Here is a 22372-nt window from a genome sequence, read left to right on the forward strand (position 1 = left end):
CCAGTCGGCACTAACCTGTAAGCCATGACGTCTCCAGCCGAACAGGATTCCCGATTCTCCAGCGCCGTGTACGGCGCACGTATCGCTCGCGCCGCCGAGTTGGCTCGATCAGCAGGACTCGACGGTCTGGTGGTGACTCCCGGTCCGGATCTGCGGTACCTGACGGGTTCTCGGGCTGATTCGTTCGAGCGCTTGACCGCGTTGGTCATCGCTGCGGAGACCGCGAAGGCCTCCGTCGTACTTCCTCGGTTGGAGTTGGCGTCGTTGAAGGAATCGGCAGTGGGCGACCTCGGGTTGACCGTCCTCGACTGGGTCGACGGTGTTGATTCGTATGCCATTGTGGCGGCTCAACTCCCGGCCGGTGCCAAGGTTGCAGTGACGGACGCGATGCCCGCGCTGCATTTGATCCCCCTGGCAGACACGTTGGGTGCGTTGCCGATCCTGGCCACCGGCGTCTTGCGCGAATTGCGGATGGTCAAGGACGACGCCGAGATCGAGGCGCTGCGACGGGCCGGTGCGGCGATCGACCGTGTTCACGCCCGCATGGCAGAGTTCTTGATCGTCGGTCGTACGGAAGCCGAAGTGGGCGAGGCGATTTCGGCGGCGATTCTCGAAGAGGGGCACACCGAGGCTGCGTTTGTGATCGTCGGATCGGGCCCACACGGAGCCGACCCGCACCACGAGGTCTCGGACCGGGTGATCGAGAGCGGCGATGTCGTGGTGATCGACATCGGCGGACCGGTCGAGCCCGGATACAACTCGGACTCCACCCGCACGTACAGCATGGGACAGCCGTCGGCGGAGGTTGCAGCACAGTTCGCGGTACTCGAGGCGGCGCAACAGGCTGCTGTCGATTCGGTGCGGCCAGGTGTATCCGCAGAATCGGTGGACGTTGCCGCCCGTGAAGTTCTTGCCGCACAGGGACTTGCGGAGGTGTTCGTTCACCGCACCGGCCACGGTATCGGGCTGTCCGTGCACGAAGAGCCGTACATCGTCGAGGGCAACACCATCGAACTCGTCGAAGGTATGGCCTTCAGTATCGAACCGGGAATCTACTTCCGCGGAAATTGGGGCGCCCGAATCGAGGACATCGTCGTCGTGACCGCGGACGGTTGCGAGTCGTTCAACAACCGTCCGCACGGCCTGACTGTCCTCGACTGATCAGCTTTCCTTGAACGCTGCGGACCCGAGTATGCGTGTGACGTCGATTTCGATGACCACGCGCGCGGGGTTGACCCGTGGCTGGCGGTACCGCTCGGCATAGCGCCGGACGGCGTCGGCCACGGAGTCCGCGTCGGTGAGCACGCGTGCCGGCCCCTCGAGCGTGAGCCAGCGGCCGCCGTCGACCGAACTGACTGCGGCGTATCCACCGCGCGCTGCGTTGATCGCCTTCTGCGAACCACCGCTGGTGATCACGCGCGCCTTTCCGGCTTCCTGGTCCCAGGTGAATCCGACGGCCACGACGTGTGGGGTGCCGTTCGGACGCAACGTCGTGAGTGTCGCGAGGTGGTACTCACCGACGAACTTCAGCCCGTCTTCGGTGAGAGTCTGCTGTGACGATGGTGTGGTGGAGGGGGTGAGCGTCATGCCACGACGGTAATCCAGGACACTGGAGCGGTGACTGCGGGTGCGAACGTGAATGACGTCGAGACGGTACTGCTCCTCGGCGGACGAAGTGAGATCGGCCTCGAGATCGCGGTCAGGCTCGCGCCGGGCCGCAACATCGTTCTGGCTGCCAGGCGCAGCGGCGAGCTGTCGGAGCAGGAGCAGATGCTCAGGAACGCCGGAGCGATCGGCGTCTCCACCGTCGAGTTCGATGCCGACGCCGTGGATACGCACGGAGACCTCCTCGACGCCGTGGTCGCCAAGCATGGTCGGATTTCGGTTGCAGTGCTGGCCTTCGGAATTCTCGGCGATCAGGCGCGTGCCGAAACCGACGCGGCGCATGCGGTCGCGGTGGTGCACACCGACTACGTGGCTCAGATCAGCGTCCTCACGCACCTCGCGGAGATCATGCGCCGACAGGGAACCGGCAAGATCGTGGTGTTCTCGTCAGTCGCCGGCGTTCGGGTTCGCCGCGCCAACTACGTCTACGGAAGCGCAAAGGCCGGCTTGGACGGATTTGCCAGCGGTCTGGGCGACGCACTGCACGGTTCGGGCGTCCAATTGATGCTGGTACGGCCGGGATTCGTCATCGGCAAGATGACGGAAGGGATGTCGCCCGCCCCGATGTCGAGCACCCCGTCGCAGGTCGCCGACGCCGTCGTACGGGGACTGAACTCCGGGGCGACGCGTGTGTGGGTACCGCGAATCCTGCAGCCGGTGTTCTTCGTCATGCGGCTTCTGCCTCAGACGATCTGGCGCCGGATGCCGCGATGACCGCACACCCGGTGGTGATCGTCGGCATCGGTGCCGACGGCTGGGACGGGCTGTCCGAAAGTGCAAAGGGCGCAATCCTCGGCGCGGAGGTCCTGATGGGGTCGTCGCGACAGTTGGACTTGGTCCCGACGACACACCTCGGGGCGCGACGTGCGCCCACCCGGCTGACCTGGCCGTCTCCGATGATCCCGGCGTTGCCGTCGATGTTCGCCGAGAGCGCCGATCGGCGAGTATGTGTACTCGCGAGCGGTGACCCGATGTTCCACGGCCTCGGCGTCACGTTGGTTCGGCTGCTCGGCGTGGACAACGTGCGAGTGATCTCCCACCCGTCGTCGGTGGCATTGGCGAGCGCGCGAATGGGATGGGCGTCGGCCGACATCGAAGTCGTGAGCCTGGTGAACCGAGACTCGGCGACCGTGTTGGCGGCAGTGGCAGGTGGTGCGCGCCTGCTGGTTTTGAGCAACGGCCGCGCGACACCGGGGGAGGTGGCTCGTCTCTTGTCCGGCGCGGGATTCGGTCGATCGATCCTGACTGTGCTGGCCCAGCTGGGTGGGGCCGAGGAATCGCGGACCGTCACGGTTGCGGACGAGTGGGATCACGCGGACGAGGACGTGGACGCGTTGAACGTTCTGGCCGTCGAGTGCATCGCGGCCGATGATCCGTTGAGGCTGACTCGAATCCCGGGACTACCCGATGCAGCGTTTGTCGGAGACGGTCAGATGACCAAACAGGAGATTCGTGCGCTGACGTTGTGCGCACTCGCGCCGGCGCCGGGAGAACACCTCTGGGACGTCGGCGGCGGGTCGGGAACCGTGGCCATCGAGTGGATGAGAACCCACCCGCGTTGCACCGCAACAGCATTCGAAAAGGTTGCGAGCCGTGTTTCACAGATCGGCACCAATGCGCGCAATCTCGGCGTGCCTGCGTTGGCGGTGAAAGGAACCGCACCCGAGGCGTTCGCGAACGAGGCTCGTCGTCCTGACGCGGTGTTCGTCGGCGGCGGCGTCACGCAACCGGGAATGCTCGATGCGTGCTGGGAGCAGCTGAGCGTGGGTGGACGTCTTGTCGCCAACGCCGTGACCGCCGAATCCGAATCGTTGCTGCTCGGCTGGATGGGCCGACATGGAGGGACGCTGCGACGCTTCCAGGTTCAGCGCGCCGAGCCACTGGGCACGTTCAACGTTTGGCGCCCGCAACTTCCGGTGGTCCAATGGTCCGTCACAAAAAGTCAGCCGTCTGCAGACGCGGACACCGATACGCCGGAGGAATCCTCACAATGACCGTTCATTTCATCGGTGCGGGTCCCGGTGCGGCCGATCTGATCACTGTCCGCGCGCAGCGCATTATCGCCGCGAGCCCCGTGTGCCTGTACGCCGGCAGCCTTGTTCCGGCGGAATTGCTCGAGTGGTGCCCGGTCGGCGCACAGGTCGTGGATACCGCTCGCCTGAGCCTGGACGAGATCACCGCGATCCTTGTCGAAGCGCACTCGGCCGGGCTGGACGTCGCGCGCCTGCATTCCGGTGATCCGTCGATCTTCAGCGCTGTGGCCGAGCAGGCCCGCCGTCTGGACGCCGCGGGCGTCGATTTCGACATGGTTCCCGGAGTTCCTGCATTTACCGCGGCAGCAGCCGCGCTGGGGCGCGAGCTGACCGTTCCAGGCGTCTCCCAGACCATTGTTCTCACCCGTGTCTCCACCTTGTCGACGGCAATGCCGGAGGGTGAGGATCTGCGGTCCCTGGGCCGCAGCGGCGCCACGATGGTGGTTCATCTCGGCGCTCATCGCATCGAACAGATCGCATCCGAGTTGGCCGAAAATTACGGCGAAGACTGCCCCGTGGCGGTGGTCGCCTTTGCCTCACGGCCCGAGGAGATCGTTGTTCGAGGCACTTTGAACACGATCGTCGAACTTGTCCATGCAGCCGGCATCACGAAGACGGCCGTTGTGATCGTCGGCCGAGTGTTGACTGCGGAAGGATTTCCGGACAGCTACCTCTACTCGGCAGCGCGTGAGAGAAGCACACACTGACCTCGGCAGGTGTCCGTCGTCGCGTACTCCTACTCGGAGGCACGGGCGAAGGCCGAGTGATCGCGTCTCGGTTGGCAGGTTCAGCAGACCTCGAAGTTGTCACCTCACTGGCCGGCCGGGTTCGCGATCCTCGGTGGCCCGAGGGGGAAGTGCGCATCGGCGGGTTCGGGGGGGCGGAAGGGCTCTCGGAGTGGTTGTCGGACAACGACATTCGTGCAGTGCTCGACGCCACGCATCCGTTCGCCGCTCGCATCACCAAGAATGCATTCGAGGCGTGCGTCGCGAATTCCGTGCCGTATGCCATGTACCGACGCCCGCCGTGGCGTGAGCAACTCGGCGACACCTGGCTTCCGGTACGCGATCTCGATCACGCCGCAGACTTGCTGCCGAGGGTCGGCTCCCACGCATTCTTGACGATCGGGAGGCAAGGAGTTGCGGCGTTCGACCGTGTGAAGGACGTCTCGTTTCTCGTGCGCTCGATCGATCCGCCGTCCGGGACGTTGCCGCCTCACTCGCATTTGCTACTCGCACGTGGCCCATTCGACGTCGAAGCAGAAGTCGATCTGATGCGGGCTCACGGCATCGACGTCGTGATCACCAAGAACAGTGGCGGCGAACAGACGTACGCAAAGATCGCTGCGGCCAGGCAGCTGTCGATCCCGGTAATCGTCGTCGAGCGACCACCGGCCCCCGAGGCGGTCGAGGCATTCGACACCGAAGCCGGGGCCGTGGACTGGCTCACGGCTTTCGGTCGTGGAACGGCGCCGTGAGGCCGACAGGGCGTTCGCTTCAGGTTCGTCTAAGGTTCCGTGACCATACTGGAGGGATGTTGGGATCTTTCGACGCCGCACTGCGGGACCGCGCATGAGAGTGTCGGTTCCCGGAATGAGCCGTCGAAAACCAACGGGAATTCACGTTCGGACGCTCCATGCACGCGTGAAGTTGCTGACCGCAGGCCTGGTGGCTATCGCAGTGATCGTGTCGGCGTCGGCGGTGTACATCGTGTTCAACGCCTATTTGCAAGGCAACGTCGATCGGCAACTCGAGCGCACGAGTGACGCGATCACCGACACCGTCAATTTCGGCGGTGTCACACCGGTTCTGGGATTGACGGCCGGCGCGGATACCGCGGTCATCCAGGCGGTGGGGCTTCTCACTGCCGACGGCGCCTTGGTGACGGCGACCCCCGGTCTGCCGCCGTTCAGCACCAGTGCAGACGCCATCAGGTCGATCGCAGACGGCAATTCGTCGCAGACGATCGCAACCGTCGATGCGTATCGAATTCTTGTCGAACCCTCGGTTGCGGGCCAAACTTTGGTTGTCGCCCAGTCCCTGGGGCCGACGCGTTCGGTCCTCAAGCGACTCGCAGTGGTGTTGGCGGCTCTCGGGGCGGCCGGTATCGCCCTTGCCTACGCGGCCGGAGATGCTGTGGCACGCACAGGATTACGGCCGATTTCGCGACTCACTGCGGCGACGCGGCGAGTTGCCGAAACGGATGATCTCGCGCCGATCCCTGTGACCGGTGATGACGAGTTGGCGTCGTTGACAGTCAGTTTCAATCGGATGCTCGGGACGTTGTCGGAATCGCGAGCGCGCCAGCGAAGTCTCATCACCGAAGCGGGCCAGGACCTTCTGGCTCCGCTCACTGCACTGCGCACCAATATCGAGTTGTTGATGTCCTTCGATACCAAGTCCGGGGCGATTTCCGAGGCAGATGCCGCGCAGTTGCGTGAGGAAATCACGGACCAGATGATGGAATTGACGCTCCTCGTCGGAGAGTTGGTAGATCGTGCGCGGGTTGACGAAAGCACGTTGGGGAGAGGAGATTCCCTCTAAATCGGACGTCTGACCAGCGACTTTGTTGCATTCGTAATTGAAGCAATGGAAGGAGCGCTGGTAATGTGGGGCAATTGTGAAGTTTTTGGGTATAGCTGAAGTGTGGCGCGAACCGTGGGGTTTGCTGGGCGGGGGCCTTGGGAGGACGAGAGGGATTCAGTGGTCAAGCAAGCACGCGCCGAGCTGACTCGGCAGCAAATCGTTGCCGGCGCGGCCGCGCAGTTCGAGAAGACTGGTTACGGCAGCACCAGCATGGCCGACATAGTCTCGGGGGCCGGTACTACCAAGGGCGCGTTGTACTTCCATTTCGCGTCGAAGGACGAGCTCGCCCAATTCATCATTGCTGAACAGCATCGGCTCTCGATCGAATCGGTGCAGGCGATTTCCGCGACGGGTAAGGACCCGTTGGAACAGATGATCATGCTCACGCACGAAATGGCACGCCAGATTGTCGACGAGCCGATCGTTCGCGCGGGCATTCGCCTCACGTTGGAATTGAGCACGTACGAGGGGCCGGTGGAACCGTACGCCGAATGGATCTCGGCAATCACCGATCTCACCGCCAGAGCTCAGGCGAAAGGTGAAATCCGAAAATCGGTCAGCGCAGAATCGTTCGGCAGGTTCATGCCCTCGGCATTCACCGGGGTACAGCTGGTTTCGAACGTTCTCACCCGACGCTCGGATCTTCCGGATCGTGTCGACGAGATGTGGCAGATCCTGCTTCCAGGAATCGTCAGCGACGAACTTTCCGGTGACATCGAACGGCTCGTCAAGTCGCGGTGGACTCCGGCGGCGGCGTAACCTGCGGGACATGGCCGTCACGCGGATAGTTTCGGATCTGTCGAGTAGTTCGCTCGAGGCCGCGCAGCGCTTCTACACCGAAGTGCTGGGCCTCGAAGTTGTCATGGATCACGGGTGGATCGTGACGTTGGCTTCGCCGACGGATCCGTCCTTGCAGATCAGCGTCATGACGCACGACGCTCACGCGCCCGTGGTTCCCGACGTCTCCGTCGAGGTGGACGATCTCGACGCAGCGTACGAGGCCGCGGTGCAGCGCGGCGACACCATCGTTTATCCCGTCACGGAGGAGCCGTGGGGTGTGCGCAGGTTCTTCGCTGCCGACCCCGACGGTCACGTGATCAACATCCTCAGCCACCGACGCGAGCCGTGATGGCGTCCGGCCCGGGCGGGCTGACGTACCTCGAGGTGGGCGCAACGTCCGGCGTTCTCCCCGCCGGCTATCACCACGTTCACGAGAGCGCGACTGTCGGATCCGGACGTGAGGATTTCGAGGTTGCCGCTCGTACCGTCCTGAATTGGGGAATGCACCGCGGAGCCGGTCTGACCGTCCGTACGGCGGCCCCGACCGCCGTGGCTGGCCACGATGCGACCTTCGGACTCGGTCCGGTGACTATCCCAGTTCGGATCGTCTACGTCGTCGACGAACCCAATCGCAAGGGCTTCGCATACGGAACCCGCGCCGGCCACCCCGAATGTGGGGAGGAGCTGTTTGTCGTCCAGTTCGACGAGGCCAGCAAAGCGGTCCGCATCGAGATCATCGCGTTCTCCAAGCCGGGAACGTGGTGGGTGCGTCTCGGCGCTCCGATCGGACGTCGAGTGCAAGCGTTTGTCACGCGCCGCTACATCCGCGCCGTCCGCGAGAGCGTCGACCGATCGCGGGTATGACCCGTTGTCGGTGTCAATTCAACCCAGCGTACGAATGCAATCCCGACACGACGTAGTTGATTGCAAACATATTGAAGAGCATTGTTGCGAGCGCAGCAACATTGATCCATGCCGCACGCATGTTCTTCAACCCGGCGGTGGCGCGCGCATGGAGGTACGCGGCATAGAGAACCCAGGAGATGAACGAGACCGTCTCCTTGGGGTCCCAGCCCCAGAAACGTCCCCACGCGGCTTCCGCCCAGATCGCCCCGCAGATCACCCCGATGCTGAACAGCGGGAACCCGACGATCGTTGTTCGGTAAGCCACGCGGTCAAGCAATTCGGATGACGGCAGCCTGGCCGCAATCCAACGCAACGCGGGATTCTTCGCCTGCGGACCTACTTCGGCAATAATGAAAAGCGCGCTGACCGCACTTGCGAACGTAAGGATGCCGGAGGCGGCAACGATGATCGTGACATGTACGCCGATCCAGTACGAACGAAGAGCGGGGACGACAGGCGCTGCCTCCGCGTACATGCTTGCAGCAGCGACGAACAGAAGCACGACGGTGGGGGCCAGAACGAAGATGGTCAACGAGCGAATCGGGTACCGCCGCAGGATGACCAGCCAGCATGCCACCAATGCCGCGCTGAGAAAGAGCGCGTACTCGTAGAGATTTCCGAGAGGCCATCGGTGCGTCGAGATGCCGCGAAGTGCAAGCGCGGTGACGTTGAGAACCAGGGCGACGACGGTGAGAGACACGGCAGCGCGACCCGCACGATGCGCACGGGTTCGATTCGGCGGCAAAGCGATCCGACCGGGCAATGCTGGATTCGATGCGCTTCCGACACATACGAGTGCCGGTCGCGCTGCGGTCGAGAGGGGTGTGCTGGAGAAGTCGACAACGGAAAGAACCAGGGCGAGAACGTAAATCGCGAAAGACGACGCGAAAGCGTAGTCGCTGTACTGCGCGAAAACTGGATCGACCGACATTCGACTCCCCATAACGACCGGTTGGTTACGGTGTGGAATCTACTACACATGATCGTAGAAGTGGCTGAGCCGTCTGTCGGATCAGCGGGCGAGAAATTGATTGGACGAGGTCCGGTTCGGATTGATAGCTTGTGCGAGACCGTGACAACACGCCAGGAGGTGAGACCCATGAACGCAGTAACCATGTGGGTGCTCCCACTCGTGTTCACGGATCGGCGATTGACGTAGGTGTCGCCGGGAGCGCCTCGACTAGGCAATCCCGAAAGGTAGCACCATGCAATCTCATTCTCAGACCATCGAATTCACTTCCGAGACAACATCGAACGGTGTCGTCGAACGGCATTTCGTTGTAGACGACATCACCGGTGTCCTCTGGTCACCCGCATCCGGATCCGTCGGATCACCACTTCTGCTGTCCGGGCACTCCGGCGGCATGCACAAGAAAGCACCGGGACTGGTTGCGAGCGCGCTCCACAGCGTGAGCTCCCACGGGTTCACGGTCGCTGCAATCGATGCGCCCGGACATGGCGACCGGCCGCGGAACGCCCAGGACGAACAGTGGGTCGAGGCGATCCACCAGGCCCGGGCGGCCCACGAGCCGATCGCCCCGATCGTCGTCGAGTACAGCCGGTCGCTGGCGGAGCGTGCAGTGCCGGAATGGCAGGCCGCCCTGGACGCCCTGCAAGCGCTGCCCGAGATCGACGCCGACGCTCCGATCGGCTTCGGCGGCGTGTCGCTAGGGGTCGTTACCGGGCTGATGTTGGCCCCTGTCGAATCCAGGATCGCTGCCGTGAGCTTCGGCGGAGTTTTTGTCGACGACTCCCTCCTCGAGGAAGCGCGAAAGCTCACGGTCCCGGTCGAGTATCGGATCCCTTGGGACGACAAGGATTACGACCGCACGTCAGGGGTGGCGTTGTTCGATGCCTTCGGATCGAAGGAGAAGACGCTGCACGCCTACTCGGGCAGGCACTATCCGGTGCCCGACTACGAGCGCGACAGTTCGGCTCGGTTCTTCGCCCGCCACCTCGGCGGGAGCGCCGTGAGCTGACGTGAACACGTATCGGCGTCCGGCGCCGCCGGGCGCCGATACGATGTCGACCAATGGTGCGCGCCAGGTCGGACCCCACGACGCGCTGACCAACTGGGAGAGAACTGGCCAAATCAGTGAGGCCGCAGCAGATCACCGCCGCGGTCAGCTATCGATGAACTTACGCAACTTCGCATTCCCGCAGCCCACAAACGGCTCGACAGAGGCAGTGATTTGAACAGATCCACGAGCGGTGAAGATATGGAAGCAATCAAAACCTGAGTTACCTCGGATCCGGTTCGAAGACCGGCGCTTTGAACGGCTGATGTGCGGCTTCGGAAGTTCCAGCGACCGCTTAGCTCGACGGGCGGTATCGTAGCGTGCAGATAGTCCAGGGACGGGACCGATCTGGAGCGGATCCGGGTACCGAGAGGATTACGAATGTCGGAACGCATCAATTTCGCCTACGTACGGTCCACTCCGCGGTGGGATGCGCATTTACTGCGCAGCGGACAGGTTCTTCGGCTCGCCGGCGACGACATCCCGGATCCGAGACTGGCAACGCAACTTGACGCTCTGAACCGTCCTGAACGATCCCGCACCGAACAACTGATTCGTAGCCGCGATCTCCCCGACTACCGAAGGATCCCTCGGGGCGATTCCGAACTCCGCGTGTCATTCGACATAGCTCTGCCGTTCAAGACCAACTCAGCCATCGATCTCCGATTGAAAAGCCTGCGATTGTTTCGCACCGGGCTGGCTTTTCATGTCGTGGCCCACGAAACAACAGTCGAACAGATGCCATCCCTGAACCAGCCGAGCAATGAACAGATGAATTTCGGATCCCGGATCAAACCCGGTGAACCGCACAGAATTCGACTCATTGTCGACACCATCACCGGGCCGATTCTCGCGAACTCGACCCACCCCGGTGACTACCCCGACGACCCGAACGAGCCGTGGTTGCATGGTGGCCGTTCGTGGCGTGGTATCGCCGAGAACCTGTACGGCATCACCACTGGCGGCGAATACTTCCTCAGCCCACCCCCTCTGGGGCCATTGTGGATCACCGTGGCATATCCCGAATTCGATCTGACTTCAACGACTATCGAACTCCAGCTACCGCAGTTGTCCTGAGAGACGGTCACCAGTGCGAGGTCATTCGCAGCCCGCAGATACGTCATCGGGGACGTCACGTTGCTGATGAAATAGCGGCTCGACGAGTAGTCAGGTGCGCGGACAGGTTCGATGCTGGACTGCACCAACGCAGTCGCGGTGACTGCGTTGGTCTTTCTCCACCACAAACCTCCAACACGACCAAGGTCGACGCCGCGATGCCTCACCACTTGATTCCGGTGGTGGGAGCGGAATGTTCGCATTAGTCAGTCATGTCTAGCCGGTCCTCGCGCAGGCCGATATCGCACGGCGACTGCGCCCGACTGGAACTCGTGGCGATCGACGAGCTCGAGTCGGATGCGCTCGCGCAGGCCCGCGAGCAACGTCGGTCCGTGTCCGGCGAGGACCGGTTGCACAACGAACTCGTACTCGTCGATCAGTCCAAGGTCTGCCAATGCCAGGGGGAGTGTTACGCCGCCAACCCACAGGCCTTCGCCGGGCTGCTCCTTGAGCCGTTGAATCGCTGGCCCCAAGTCGCCTCGCACGAGTTCGGCATTCCAATCGACCCCGCTCACTGTGTTCGACACGACGTACTTCTTCGCCCGGTCCATGGCATCGGCGAACGGGATCTCCCACTCGTCCATCCAGTCAGGCCACGCATCCGTTGCGGGACGCCGCCACGCCGACTCCATCATCTCGTAGGTCACACGGCCGAACAGCAAGGCATCTGCTCGTTCAATCTGAGCGGTCCAGTAGCGCATCGAATCCTTGTCGGGTGGTAGCCCCGCCTCGTGATGACAGCAGCCGTCGAGGGTGACGTTGATCGAGTATCGAAGTAGTCTCATCTCGTTGTTCTCCCCTGATACGAGCAGAGTGACAGCACCGGACCGTACTCAGACTACTGCCGGACCGTCGGTGTAGATCAGGTTCGGGACCTGGAGTCACGCGGGGGTCGTCCGAACAACAACCAGACGAGCGCACCGAGTACAGGCACCGCGATCACCAGTGCCGACCACCAGAATTTGCCGCCCGAGCGGTCGAAGTCGGTGCGCACGATCGCCACGAGCGCGCTAATCGTGATGAAGATCCAGGCAAGAACGAAGACGGTGAAGGTGATGTCCACCCAAAGCGGAATGGTGGGGTTGTGGATCGATTCGTTCACGCTTCCAGGCCACTTTCCACGACTGTTCCTTGATGAAACAGCACACTCCATCGATTCTCCGTGAACCGCCAGATAGATGATCGCTCGGTAACCCGATGCGCCTGGGCCAGCCGATACGTCACCAGATACACGTCAGGAGCGATTCGGTTCAGCGCAGGCCGGTCAACTGTCCACCCGAGTTCGGCCGCGTCGTTCACTTCGCCGAGGAGTCGCCGGCTCTCGACTACCGATTGCACGTAGTCGCGGGTGTATCGCGCACCCGAGGCGCCGATTTCGCGGAACCCCGGGTCGACGACCGCACCGAACTCGTCTCGTGACATTGCTACTCGCGTTCGGTGAAACAGAGGTTCGAACTCCATCAACTCGTCGAGTATCGGGCGTAACTCGTCCGGGGTCGTCACGACTGCTCCGAGAACTGAGCCCTCATCTCGATGCCGATCTCCGCGTGGCGCAGGAGGAAGGCCTTCTCGTCATACCCCTTGCGCCGCAACCAGAGAGTGACCTCGCTGTTGCATTTGCTCGCATTGCACGAGCGGCATGCCGGTGCGATGTTGTCGAGGGTGTAGCGCCCACCGCGGGAGATCGCCAGCACGCAGTCACGTTGCGGCGACCCGTCCGGCTCACCGCAGTACGCGCATCCACCCCAGGCGGCTTTGAGCGCGGACCATTGCTCGGCGGACAGGTCGTGCTCCACCAGATCCATTCGGCGTTTGCGCTTGCGCGCGTATCTGGCTTTCCGGGTCCGGTTGACGGGCATGACGCCATGCTATCGCTGCGTGGATGTCACTCCGGGTAGCGCCGCGGGGTGAACACCTGACGGCCCGAACCGGTTTCGACGACGGTTGTCATCGAGGAGCCGACGATCAGCAGAGTCCGCATGTCGATCTCGGAAGGCTCGAGCTCACCGAGGGTCACGACGCGAACGGATTCCTCGGCGCCGGCAACATCGCGCCCGATGACAACAGGAGTCTCGGGGGAGCGGTGCTCGAGTACGAGGTCCTTCATGGCCTGGACCTGCCACGTCCGGGACTTGGACGCCGGGTTGTAGACCGCAAACGCCATGTCCGCGGCTGCAACTGCCGAGATACGGCGCGCGACGACATCCCACGGCTTGAGGCGATCAGACAGCGAGAGCACCGCGTAGTCGTGCCCGAGGGGAGCGCCGACGCGACTGGCGACAGCGTTTGCCGCCGTCATGCCGGGAAGGATGCGGACCGGCACGCCACGCCACTGGTCTTCGGCGGCAACTTCGAGAACTGCTGCAGCCATGGCGAATACGCCGGGATCTCCCGACGAGACGACAGCTACACGGGCGCCGTTCTTCGCCAGGTCCAACGCCATCGCGGCGCGTTCCGCTTCGACGCGGTTGTCGCTGGAATGGCGCCGCTGGCCTGGACGCGTCGGAACTCGATCGACGTAGGGGCCGTAGCCGACGAGGTCGGTGGCCAACGAAAGTTCATGCGCCACTTCGGGTGTGGTCCACGCGGTGTCGCCCGGTCCGAGTCCGACCACGACCACCTCGCCGCGCGACTCGGTTGCAGGTCGAGGGTTGTTCGACGGGCTCGGAACGATGGCGATCGAGAAGTACGGAACTCCGTCCGGGTCGACCTCGGCAGCGGATTCGACGCGTTGACGTGTGGTGCTCGCGCGTTCGACGTAGTGCGCTTCGCCCAGGCGGCCGGAATCCTCGAGCGATTGCAGGACCGGCGGGAACGTGCGTCCGAGCTTGAGAATGGCTGCGGCGTCGGTTTCCTTGAGCCGCCTGGTCAGCTCGGCCTGCGGCAATGTTCCGGGCAGGATCGTGAGGATTTCTTCACCCTCGACCAGCGGTTTTCCAAGGGCAGCAGACGCCGCGCTGACGGAGGTGACGCCGGGAATCACTTCGGCGTCGAAGCGATCGGCCAGCCTCTTGTGCATGTGCATGTAGGAGCTGTAGAAGAGCGGATCGCCGGCGGCGAGCAGCGCGACGGTTCGACCGGCCGTGAGGTGAGCTGCCAATCGCTCGGCAGCTGCTTCGTAGAATTCGTCCATCGCGCCCTGGTATCCACCGGGATGATCGACGGTCTCGGTGGTGACGGGGTAGACGAGGTGTTCTTCGATCTGGCCGTCGCGCATGTACGGCGCTGCAACTGCGCGGGAGATGCTCTTGCCGTGCCGCGCGGAGTGGAATGCGATCACATCGGCCTCGCCGATGACGCGGGCGGCCTTGACGGTCACCAATTCGGGATCGCCGGGGCCGATACCGACACCCCAGAGCTTGCCTGCGCTCATTCGACTTCGCTCGCAATCGCGTTGACGACGGCCGCAGTGATCGCGCTGCCACCGCGTCGGCCGCGGAGCACGAGATGATCGATCCCGCTGGCGTGTTCGATGAGGGCTTCCTTCGACTCGGCAGCACCGATGAAGCCGACCGGACCTCCGACGATGGCGGCCGGACGGGGCGCGCCGGCTTCGATGAGGTTCAGGAGATGAAACAGTGCGGTGGGTGCGTTTCCGATTGCGACAACAGCGCCCTCGAGCTTGGCTCCCCACAGTTCGAGAGCAGCCGCCGAGCGAGTGTTGTCGATGGTCGACGCCAGCACGGGAACCCGCGGATCTCCGAGGGTGCAGATGACGTCGTTGCCGGCGGGCAGACGCTTGCGCGTGATGCCGGCAGCCACCATCTGAGCGTCGCAGAAAATCGGCGCGCCGTCGCGCAGAGCGGCACGCGCAGCCGAGACGACACCGGGTGTGAAGGCGACGTCGTCGACGAGATCGACCTGGCCGCTTGCATGAATCATGCGCACTACAGCTTGCGAGACATCCGCCGGGAAACGGCTCAGGTCGGCTTCGGCCCGAATGGTGGCAAAGGACTGGCGATAGATTTCCGCGCCGTCACGGATGTACTCGATCATGTGCCACACGATAGAGGCATCACCGATCGGCCGGATTCACCCGGTAACCGTCACCCGTCGCAATCACATCCGCTACGTCCCCGCGGGGACGTCCGCAGCTGCGGTCGCACCCGGCCCAGTGCTGGCGCCCGACGACGGGCAGTTCTGCCTGCTCTACCGCGGTGATGGCGTCGGTGCGCACATCGGCGAGCGACTTCTCGCATCCCGGGCTTCCGGTGCACGCGGTGACGTCGAGCCACGGTGAGTTCTCGTCGAAGATCAACCCCATCGGCGCCAACACCCGGACTACCTGCTCGGCAGCCCATTCGTCGAGGTCGAAGATATGCACCGATCGCCACGGCGTCACGACGACGGGTTTGTCGACGGCGGCGAGGAACTCGGCCAGCCGAGCGTCGAGCAGCCCGAATCGCAGGCCGCCGCCCAGGGCGACCGTTCCGTCTCGCTGCTCGATCCAACCGATGGTGGGCCGTGCATCCGCCGTGAGATCTGCCGCACCGGTGGACTCGGCGCTCAGACCCAACTGCTCGAGAGTGCGCTCGATTCCGTCCGGAACCTCGGCCAGGCGCCAATGCTTGTCGCGGACGTCGAGGAACGATCGAGCCGCCTCGATGAGCAATTCGACGGCGTCGTCCGCCTGTACGAGGTGAGTGGTGTGGTGACCCGCGAGCACCAGTGAATGTTCGGTGGCACTGCGCGCGTGGAGTCCGAAATCGCCCCGTAGCCCGGTGATGTCTCCGCGCCCGTCGTCAAGGGTGAACAGCGTTCGCCCGGGCAGGTCCGCCAATGCCTGATCCGCTTGGATGGCGGAATCGAGCCGGTGGACCAGTTCACGAATATCGGCGACGCCCCAGATACGGCCGGACAGTGGGGACGCGAGGATGTTGCGCACTCGCTCGTGCGTCGCGGACGGCAGCAGACCGGCCGACGCGATTCGCGCTGCGAAGGCTTCGGGGTCCGAGACCGAGCGCAGTTGGACGTTGCCCCTCGAGGTGAGTTCCATCTGGCCGTTGCCCAGATCGCGCGCTGCGTCGGCGAGCGTCTGCAATTGGGCGGGGGTGAGGAGTCCGCCGGGTAGGCGCACGCGTGCCAGTGCGCCGTCGGCGGCGTGGTGAACTTGCAGTGCACCCGGGCACGCGTCTGGCTGTGAACGGTCCGTGGGCATGGCTCCAGGGTACGACCTGTCATGAGTGCCTTCTGCGGACCGGTAGCATCACCACCACCAGTGACGGCAGTTGAGGAAACCGGTGAAAGTCCGGTGCGGTCGCGCCACTGTGAGTGTTGCTCGAGCGGGACGCGTTTCCGCTCGGAAACACGAGTCAGACCCTCAACCGCCGTCGATGACAGATCTGTGCCACGGGGCGCGAAACCCCAGGAAGGCTTCACCCGTGATTCTTCTGCTCTCCACGTCCGACACCGATCTGCTGAGCGCCCGCGCCAGCCAGGAAGCCGGCGACGGAGTTTCCTACCGCTGGGCCAACCCCTCACGCTTGTTGGTCTCGGAAGACTTGCCGCCTTTGCTCGACGGCGTCGACCTCGTGATCGTTCGTATCCTCGGCAGCCGTCGCAGCTGGGAAGACGGCTTGGACATGGTCCTCGCCTCCGGACTCCCCGTAGTCGTCCTCGGTGGTGAGCACGCGCCGGACGCCGACCTCATGGAGTGCTCGACGGTCTCCGCCGGCGTTGCTGCCGAGGCCCACAATTACCTGGCCGAGGGTGGCGCGCAGAATCTGGCACAGCTGCACCACTTCCTCTCCGACACCGTTCTGCTCACCGGCCACGGTTTCGAGCCGCCGGCTCACCTGCCTTCCTGGGGAATCGCTGATTTCGCGCCCGACCTCGACTCGGCGACCGGTCCCGTCATCGCAGTTCTGTACTACCGCGCCCAGCATCTGGCCGGAAACACCCGGTACATCCAGGCGTTGTGCGACGCCGTCGCCGAGGCCGGAGGCACCGCGCTCCCGATCTACTGCGCATCTCTGCGAACCGCAGAAGCCGAACTTCTGAGCACACTCCGCCGCGCCGACGCCATGGTCGTCACAGTTCTTGCTGCCGGCGGCACCAAGCCCGCGACCGCTTCCGCCGGTGGCGACGACGAAGCCTGGGACGTCGCTGCACTCGCTGCACTCGACGTCCCGATCCTGCAGGGCCTGTGCCTGACCAGTAGCCGCGCCACCTGGGACGAGAACGACGACGGACTGTCGCCTCTCGACGTCGCGACGCAGGTGGCGGTGCCGGAATTCGACGGTCGCATCATCACCGTCCCGTTCTCCTTCAAGGAAATCGACTCCGACGGATTGTCCACGTACGTCCCCGACGTCGAGCGCGCTGCCCGTGTCGCCGGTATCGCAGTCCGCCATGGCAAGCTGCGCCACATTCCCACCACCGAGCGTCGCGTTGCACTCATGCTCTCGGCCTACCCGACCAAGCACGCTCGTATCGGCAACGCCGTCGGCCTCGATACTCCGGCGAGCGCAATCGACCTTCTCACTGAAATGCGTTCTGCCGGTTACGACCTCGGACCCGTCGACGGTCCTGACGCAGTACCCGGCCTGGCGGCGAAGGACGGCGACGCGCTGATCCACGCCCTGATCGCGGCCGGTGGCCAGGATCCCGACTGGCTCACCGCCGAGCAGCTCGAGGGCAATCCGATCCGAATCTCCGCAGCAAAATATCGCGAATGGTTCGCCACGTTGCCCCAAGAACTGCGCAGTGGGGTCGAGGAACACTGGGGCGCAGCGCCCGGCGAGCTGTACGTCGACCGATCGCAGGATCCGGACGGCGAAATCGTCATCGCGGCACTGCGATTCAACAACATCGTCCTCATGGTCCAGCCGCCCCGCGGATTCGGTGAGAAGCCCGTCGCGATCTACCACGACCCGGATCTGCCGCCGAGCCATCATTACCTCGCGGCATACCGCTGGATCGCCGCGACACCGGACAACGGCGGATTCGGCGCCGACGCCGTCGTTCACCTCGGTAAGCACGGCAACCTCGAGTGGTTGCCGGGCAAGACGCTCGGCATGTCCAGCAACTGCGGCACCGACGCAGCGCTCGGCGACCTGCCGCTGATTTACCCGTTCCTGGTCAACGACCCGGGCGAGGGAACACAGGCAAAGCGGCGTGCTCACGCGACGCTCGTCGATCACCTGATCCCGCCGATGGCCCGCGCCGAAAGTTACGGCGACATCTCCCGCCTCGAGCAGCTGCTCGACGAACACTCCAACATCTCCGCACTCGACCCGTCCAAGCTCCCGGCCATTCGCCAGCAGATCTGGACGCTGATGCGGGCGGCCAAGATGGACCACGACCTCGGCCTCGCCGAGCGGCCCGAAGAAGACGTGTTCGACGACATGCTCCTGCACGTCGACGGTTGGCTGTGCGAAATCAAGGACGTCCAGATCCGCGACGGTTTGCACATTCTCGGCCGCGCGCCCGAGGGCGACGCCGAAATCGAACTGGTTCTCGCCATGCTCCGTGCCCGTCAGATGTGGGGCGGCGAACAGAGCGTCCCTGGTCTGCGTGAGGCTCTCGGGCTCAGCGAAGACGGCGACGAGTCCCGAAGCCGTGTCGACGACGTCGAGGGAAAGGCGCACGCTCTGGTTCGCGGCATGTACGAGGCCGACTGGAACCCCGCTGCCGCCGAGGACCTCAGCGACGACGAGACCGTCGTGAAGATCCTGCAGTTCGCCGCAACCGAAGTGGTTCCGCGTCTGCGGCAGACGGACAACGAGATCAAGCAGGTCCTGCACGCGCTCGACGGCGGATTCATCGCCGCCGGCCCGAGCGGGTCACCGCTGCGCGGCCTGATCAACGTTCTTCCCACCGGTCGTAACTTCTACTCCGTCGACCCCAAGGCAGTTCCTTCACGCCTGGCGTGGGAGACCGGTCAGGCGATGGCCGAGTCGCTCGCCGCTCGCTATCTCGCCGATCACGGCGAGTACCCGCGCTCGGTGGGGCTGTCGGTGTGGGGAACCGCCGCCATGCGTACCTCCGGCGACGACATCGCCGAAGTGTTTGCGCTCCTCGGTGTTCGCCCCGTCTGGGACGAGGCAAGCCGACGCGTCGTCAACCTCGAAGTCATCGATCTCGAAGAACTCGGCCGCCCGCGCATCGACGTCACCGTCCGCATCTCCGGATTCTTCCGTGACGCATTCCCGCATGTGCTCGCATTGCTCGACGACGCCGTTCAACTGGTCGCGGCACTGGACGAGACGGACGAGCAGAACTACGTGCGCGCCCACGCACAGGCCGACCTGGCCGAGCACGGCGACGCCAGGCGTGCGACCACCCGTATCTTCGGTTCGAAACCCGGAACCTACGGCGCCGGCCTGCTGCAACTCATCGACTCCAAGACCTGGCGCGGTGACGACGACCTCGCCGAGGTCTACACCAACTGGGGCGGCTTCGCGTACGGACGTGGGCTCGACGGAATCCCGGCAGCCGACGACATGCGCAGTGCATACCGTCGAATCAACGTGGCGGCCAAGAACACCGACACGCGTGAGCACGACATCGCCGATTCGGACGACTACTTCCAGTACCACGGCGGCATGGTTGCCACCGTGCGCGCGCTGACCGGAAAGTCGCCCGAGGCATATATCGGCGACAGCACTCGGCCGGAATCGGTTCGCACACGCACACTTTCGGAAGAGACCGCGCGTGTTTTCCGCGCGCGCGTGGTCAATCCCCGCTGGCTCGACGCGATGCGCCGTCATGGGTACAAGGGTGCATTCGAGATGGCAGCCACCGTCGACTACCTCTTCGGGTACGACGCCACCACCAACGTGGTCGCGGACTGGATGTACGAAAAGCTCGCCGAGACCTACGTTCTGGACGAGCAGAACCAGAAGTTCATGACGCAATCCAATCCGTGGGCGCTACACGGAATCGCCGAGCGGCTCCTCGAAGCCGCCGAGCGCAACATGTGGGAGCACCCCGAGCAGAAGACACTCGACGGCTTGCGTCAGGTGTACCTCGAAACCGAAGGCGAACTCGAGGGGGAGTAAACCTCGAGCATTACCGGCAGGTCCGGGCGCTGAAGTGTTTCAGCGTCCGGACTTGATGATCTGAGCGATGTTCCGCTCCGCCAGAGCAGTGATGGTCAGTGAGGGATTGACGGTGCCGGTGCTGCCCGGAATGGCCGCGCCGTCCATCACGTACAGGCCGTCGTAGCCCTTGACTCGCCCGTAGCCGTCAGTGGCCTTGCCCAGAACCGCACCGCCGAGGGGATGCGCGGTGAACGAGGAATTGACGTCTTTCGCGAACGGCAGGGCGGACGGCAGCGTGGTGCCGGCGAAGGCCATCTTGTTCTGGACGGCGCGCAGGGCCTCGACGGTGGCGTCGTTGCCGTTCTTCGGCCAGTTCAGCACCACCCGATCGGAGCCGCCGTCATAGGCGAAGTCGGCGCGCTGCGAATCGAGGGTCATACCCAAGGTTCCGAGCATGCCGATGTTGACGGGTAGCCCGGGGACGTACCAGTTTTCCAGGGAGAGTGGCATTCCCGACTCGTCGACGATGCGTGATGCCGACGGTGCGGCTTGCGCAGTGCCGTCACTGAAGCCGAACGAGCGCACCATCCCGGCGTCGCCGTTCGTTCCCCAGCCCTTACCGACGTGTTCGTTGAGGTTCGGCAGCGCGCCCGTCGCCTGGGCGCGTACCAGCAGTTCGGAGGTGCCGATCGAACCGGCGCCGAGGAACAGACGGTCACAGGTAAGAGTCTTCCGGGCCAGAACGCCACCCGTCGGATCCGTCGATTCGACGTCGACGACGTAGCGTCCATCACGTTCGCGACTGATCGCGAGCACCTGATGTCCGTAACAGACGGTGGCTCGTCCGGTGGCTTCGGCGGCGGGAATGTAGTTCTGCGTGAGGTCGAACTTCGCGCCGTTGGAGTTACCCATGTTGCTGTCCCCGACGGTGGCCGAGGCTCGGGTTCGGCCGTCGAGTTCTGAGCGCACCACGTCCCAGTTCCAGATCCCGTCGATGCGTTGCGGATCGAATCCGGCACGACGAGCGTCCTGGTCCCAACGACGGGAGTGGCCGAAGTTCGGGGTTTGGTAGATGTCTTCGGGCAACGGGCTCAGACGCAGCATCTGGCGCACCTTGGGGTACCAGGTGGACGCCATCTCGTCGTAGTCGAGGGAATTGCCGAAGACTGCTTCGAAGAATCGGCGCTCGGGCGCAATCATCACGCCGGTGAAGATGATGGAACCACCGCCGACGGCAGCGCCGCGCCAGACCGAGATGTGTTCGTAGTCGGTGGCATCGAGGACGCCGCTGAAGTAGTCGCACACCACGGGAAGCCCGGTGAGGTTGGTGAACGATGTTCGCCGGAACACTCCGCGGCCGTCGGCCAGCATGTCGGAGGTGTGAATCTCCCGCTGCGGATCGTGCGGCCAGCGAAGCCCGCGCTCGAGGATCGTGACCTGCGTGCTGCTCTGCGCCAACCGGAGAGCGGTGGCGCTGGCGCCGAAACCTGAACCGACGACTATGGCCTCGGAATGCTCCGGGGGAGTAGGCGAGGGTGCGAACAACTCGGGGACGAGTGCGCGGTAGTGATCGGCACCCATCGGTAGCTCACGCAGAGGTGCGGGGGCGGCGTGGCTGATCGAGGTCGACATGAGCGGTGTCGCGGCTGCAACGGCTGCGCCCATCCCGGCCGCTTTGAAAAAGTCACGACGCTGCATGTGTTTGTTCGACTCCCCAGTTCGGCGATTTGCCTTAGAATAACTGGAGGTGGAGTTTGTGGACGAAACGGCGTCTTCAATGCCTCAGAAAACCGGATAAATCGTGCATAAGTGGCATGTTTCAGCCGAGGTTGAGCGGTCGCCAGATAGTCGCGGAAGTCGGTCTGTGTTCAGCGGGAGGCACTCACACCTATCCTCGAGGAGTGAACCCCGACTTCAAGCGTGTCTCCGAGGCCAAATACGTCCTACTCACGACCTTTCGCAAGGACGGAACGCCGGTGGCGACTCCGCTCTGGGCCGCACCGGACGGCGACAAGCTCCTGATGTGGACCGTCACAGATTCCTACAAGGTCAAGCGCATCAGGCGAAACCCGTCAGTCACCGTGGCTGCGTGTGACGCTCGGGGAAATCCGAAGGGTGAATCGGTTGCCGCCGTCGCCGAGATCCTCGACGGACCGGGCACCGATCATGCTCGCGACGCGATCGCGCGTCGCTACGGAATCCTGGGCTGGATCACCATGAAAGGCAGTCTCCTGCGCCGCGGCAAGACCGGAACGATCGGACTTGCCATCACTGCAGCCTGACCG

The 22372-nt window shown here is 63.9% G+C and carries 23 protein-coding genes and 1 riboswitch; of the genes, 13 read left to right on the forward strand and 10 right to left on the reverse strand.

What is annotated here, in order from left to right:
• The first annotated feature begins 24 nt into the window (after window positions 1-24).
• A complete protein-coding gene (locus DBV08_RS19580; protein ID WP_124568555.1) occupies window positions 25-1161 on the forward strand; it encodes a Xaa-Pro peptidase family protein in 1137 nt (378 codons plus the stop codon).
• Here DBV08_RS19580 and DBV08_RS19585 read toward each other — a convergent pair whose 3' ends face one another.
• Complete coding sequence (locus tag DBV08_RS19585) at window positions 1162-1587, reverse strand: PPOX class F420-dependent oxidoreductase (protein WP_030536346.1); 426 nt, start codon at window positions 1585-1587, stop codon at window positions 1162-1164. It abuts the gene before it with no gap.
• A 30-nt stretch (window positions 1588-1617) separates the two neighbouring features.
• On the opposite strand from DBV08_RS19585, the gene DBV08_RS19590 reads away from it, so the two are divergent.
• The 8 genes from DBV08_RS19590 (at window position 1618) to DBV08_RS19625 (ending at window position 7927) form a co-directional block, all read left to right on the forward strand.
• Window positions 1618-2379, forward strand: a complete 762-nt coding sequence (locus DBV08_RS19590) for an SDR family NAD(P)-dependent oxidoreductase (protein WP_124568556.1) — start codon at window positions 1618-1620, stop codon at window positions 2377-2379.
• Window positions 2376-3659, forward strand: a complete 1284-nt coding sequence (gene cbiE / locus DBV08_RS19595; RefSeq protein ID WP_124568557.1) for a precorrin-6y C5,15-methyltransferase (decarboxylating) subunit CbiE — start codon at window positions 2376-2378, stop codon at window positions 3657-3659. The genes DBV08_RS19590 and cbiE overlap by 4 nt, the downstream gene beginning before the upstream one ends.
• Window positions 3656-4405 carry a precorrin-4 C(11)-methyltransferase gene (gene cobM / locus DBV08_RS19600; RefSeq protein WP_095970100.1) on the forward strand — a complete coding sequence of 250 codons (750 nt, stop codon included), beginning with the start codon at window positions 3656-3658 and terminating at the stop codon, window positions 4403-4405. The genes cbiE and cobM overlap by 4 nt, the downstream gene beginning before the upstream one ends.
• Window positions 4402-5175 carry a cobalt-precorrin-6A reductase gene (locus tag DBV08_RS19605; RefSeq protein WP_124568558.1) on the forward strand — a complete coding sequence of 258 codons (774 nt, stop codon included), beginning with the start codon at window positions 4402-4404 and terminating at the stop codon, window positions 5173-5175. Before cobM ends, DBV08_RS19605 begins: the two co-directional genes overlap by 4 nt.
• 166 nt (window positions 5176-5341) lie before the next feature.
• Window positions 5342-6241: a HAMP domain-containing protein gene (locus DBV08_RS19610; protein ID WP_234036699.1), complete on the forward strand. Its 900-nt coding sequence runs from the start codon at window positions 5342-5344 to the stop codon at window positions 6239-6241.
• A 159-nt stretch (window positions 6242-6400) separates the two neighbouring features.
• Complete coding sequence (locus tag DBV08_RS19615; protein WP_095970103.1) at window positions 6401-7042, forward strand: ScbR family autoregulator-binding transcription factor; 642 nt, start codon at window positions 6401-6403, stop codon at window positions 7040-7042.
• Window positions 7043-7052: 10 nt separating this feature from the next.
• Entirely contained in the window at window positions 7053-7412 is a 360-nt protein-coding gene (locus DBV08_RS19620) for a VOC family protein (protein WP_124568559.1), read from the forward strand.
• Window positions 7412-7927: a DUF1990 family protein gene (locus tag DBV08_RS19625; protein ID WP_124568560.1), complete on the forward strand. Its 516-nt coding sequence runs from the start codon at window positions 7412-7414 to the stop codon at window positions 7925-7927. Before DBV08_RS19620 ends, DBV08_RS19625 begins: the two co-directional genes overlap by 1 nt.
• Before the next feature lie 13 nt (window positions 7928-7940).
• Here DBV08_RS19625 and ccsB read toward each other — a convergent pair whose 3' ends face one another.
• Window positions 7941-8900 carry a c-type cytochrome biogenesis protein CcsB gene (ccsB, locus tag DBV08_RS19630; RefSeq protein WP_124568561.1) on the reverse strand — a complete coding sequence of 320 codons (960 nt, stop codon included), beginning with the start codon at window positions 8898-8900 and terminating at the stop codon, window positions 7941-7943.
• A gap of 274 nt (window positions 8901-9174) precedes the next feature.
• Between ccsB and DBV08_RS19635 the strand changes: the two genes are divergently transcribed.
• Both DBV08_RS19635 and DBV08_RS19640 read left to right on the forward strand, forming a co-directional pair.
• Entirely contained in the window at window positions 9175-9948 is a 774-nt protein-coding gene (locus DBV08_RS19635; protein ID WP_124568562.1) for an alpha/beta hydrolase, read from the forward strand.
• Between the two features lie 420 nt (window positions 9949-10368).
• A complete protein-coding gene (locus DBV08_RS19640) occupies window positions 10369-11064 on the forward strand; it encodes a hypothetical protein (RefSeq protein WP_124568563.1) in 696 nt (231 codons plus the stop codon).
• A gap of 245 nt (window positions 11065-11309) precedes the next feature.
• Here DBV08_RS19640 and DBV08_RS19645 read toward each other — a convergent pair whose 3' ends face one another.
• From DBV08_RS19645 to cobG, 7 genes are all read right to left on the reverse strand, one after another.
• A complete protein-coding gene (locus DBV08_RS19645) occupies window positions 11310-11888 on the reverse strand; it encodes a dihydrofolate reductase family protein (RefSeq protein WP_124568564.1) in 579 nt (192 codons plus the stop codon).
• A 77-nt stretch (window positions 11889-11965) separates the two neighbouring features.
• Complete coding sequence (locus DBV08_RS19650) at window positions 11966-12205, reverse strand: PLDc N-terminal domain-containing protein (RefSeq protein WP_020907792.1); 240 nt, start codon at window positions 12203-12205, stop codon at window positions 11966-11968.
• On the reverse strand, window positions 12202-12606 hold the full coding sequence (locus DBV08_RS19655; protein ID WP_124568565.1) for a hypothetical protein: 405 nt from the start codon (window positions 12604-12606) through the stop codon (window positions 12202-12204). The genes DBV08_RS19650 and DBV08_RS19655 overlap by 4 nt, the downstream gene beginning before the upstream one ends.
• Window positions 12603-12962: an HNH endonuclease gene (locus DBV08_RS19660; protein WP_124568566.1), complete on the reverse strand. Its 360-nt coding sequence runs from the start codon at window positions 12960-12962 to the stop codon at window positions 12603-12605. Before DBV08_RS19660 ends, DBV08_RS19655 begins: the two co-directional genes overlap by 4 nt.
• A 26-nt stretch (window positions 12963-12988) precedes the next feature.
• On the reverse strand, window positions 12989-14476 hold the full coding sequence (gene cobJ, locus DBV08_RS19665) for a precorrin-3B C(17)-methyltransferase (protein ID WP_124568567.1): 1488 nt from the start codon (window positions 14474-14476) through the stop codon (window positions 12989-12991).
• A complete protein-coding gene (locus tag DBV08_RS19670) occupies window positions 14473-15099 on the reverse strand; it encodes a precorrin-8X methylmutase (protein WP_007729839.1) in 627 nt (208 codons plus the stop codon). Before DBV08_RS19670 ends, cobJ begins: the two co-directional genes overlap by 4 nt.
• A 19-nt stretch (window positions 15100-15118) precedes the next feature.
• Entirely contained in the window at window positions 15119-16261 is a 1143-nt protein-coding gene (gene cobG / locus DBV08_RS19675; protein ID WP_124568568.1) for a precorrin-3B synthase, read from the reverse strand.
• 74 nt (window positions 16262-16335) lie between these two features.
• Window positions 16336-16421, forward strand: a riboswitch (cobalamin riboswitch).
• A 63-nt stretch (window positions 16422-16484) separates the two neighbouring features.
• Here cobG and cobN point away from each other — a divergent pair.
• A complete protein-coding gene (gene cobN / locus DBV08_RS19680) occupies window positions 16485-20105 on the forward strand; it encodes a cobaltochelatase subunit CobN (RefSeq protein WP_124568569.1) in 3621 nt (1206 codons plus the stop codon).
• A gap of 39 nt (window positions 20106-20144) precedes the next feature.
• Here the strand turns inward: cobN and DBV08_RS19685 are convergent, their stop codons facing one another.
• Window positions 20145-21785, reverse strand: a complete 1641-nt coding sequence (locus DBV08_RS19685; protein ID WP_124568570.1) for a GMC oxidoreductase — start codon at window positions 21783-21785, stop codon at window positions 20145-20147.
• A 203-nt stretch (window positions 21786-21988) separates the two neighbouring features.
• Here DBV08_RS19685 and DBV08_RS19690 point away from each other — a divergent pair, with 203 nt between their 5' ends.
• Entirely contained in the window at window positions 21989-22369 is a 381-nt protein-coding gene (locus DBV08_RS19690; RefSeq protein WP_124568571.1) for a PPOX class F420-dependent oxidoreductase, read from the forward strand.
• Window positions 22370-22372: the final 3 nt, after the last annotated feature.

Origin of the sequence: Rhodococcus sp. KBW08 (assembly GCF_003852455.1) — a bacterium.
GTDB lineage: Bacteria > Actinomycetota > Actinomycetes > Mycobacteriales > Mycobacteriaceae > Rhodococcus_F > Rhodococcus_F baikonurensis.

Coding starts and splice junctions, on each gene's coding strand:
- DBV08_RS19635 (WP_124568562.1), top strand. CDS start 9,175: ATGCAATCTCATTCTCAGACCATCGAATTCACTTCCGAGACAACATCG.
- DBV08_RS19620 (WP_124568559.1), top strand. CDS start 7,053: ATGGCCGTCACGCGGATAGTTTCGGATCTGTCGAGTAGTTCGCTCGAG.
- DBV08_RS19625 (WP_124568560.1), top strand. CDS start 7,412: ATGGCGTCCGGCCCGGGCGGGCTGACGTACCTCGAGGTGGGCGCAACG.
- DBV08_RS19585 (WP_030536346.1), bottom strand. CDS start 1,587: ATGACGCTCACCCCCTCCACCACACCATCGTCACAGCAGACTCTCACC.
- DBV08_RS19645 (WP_124568564.1), bottom strand. CDS start 11,888: ATGAGACTACTTCGATACTCGATCAACGTCACCCTCGACGGCTGCTGT.
- cobJ (WP_124568567.1), bottom strand. CDS start 14,476: ATGAGCGCAGGCAAGCTCTGGGGTGTCGGTATCGGCCCCGGCGATCCC.
- DBV08_RS19640 (WP_124568563.1), top strand. CDS start 10,369: ATGTCGGAACGCATCAATTTCGCCTACGTACGGTCCACTCCGCGGTGG.
- ccsB (WP_124568561.1), bottom strand. CDS start 8,900: ATGTCGGTCGATCCAGTTTTCGCGCAGTACAGCGACTACGCTTTCGCG.
- DBV08_RS19670 (WP_007729839.1), bottom strand. CDS start 15,099: ATGATCGAGTACATCCGTGACGGCGCGGAAATCTATCGCCAGTCCTTT.
- DBV08_RS19580 (WP_124568555.1), top strand. CDS start 25: ATGACGTCTCCAGCCGAACAGGATTCCCGATTCTCCAGCGCCGTGTAC.
- cbiE (WP_124568557.1), top strand. CDS start 2,376: ATGACCGCACACCCGGTGGTGATCGTCGGCATCGGTGCCGACGGCTGG.
- cobM (WP_095970100.1), top strand. CDS start 3,656: ATGACCGTTCATTTCATCGGTGCGGGTCCCGGTGCGGCCGATCTGATC.
- cobG (WP_124568568.1), bottom strand. CDS start 16,261: ATGCCCACGGACCGTTCACAGCCAGACGCGTGCCCGGGTGCACTGCAA.
- DBV08_RS19685 (WP_124568570.1), bottom strand. CDS start 21,785: ATGCAGCGTCGTGACTTTTTCAAAGCGGCCGGGATGGGCGCAGCCGTT.
- DBV08_RS19660 (WP_124568566.1), bottom strand. CDS start 12,962: ATGCCCGTCAACCGGACCCGGAAAGCCAGATACGCGCGCAAGCGCAAA.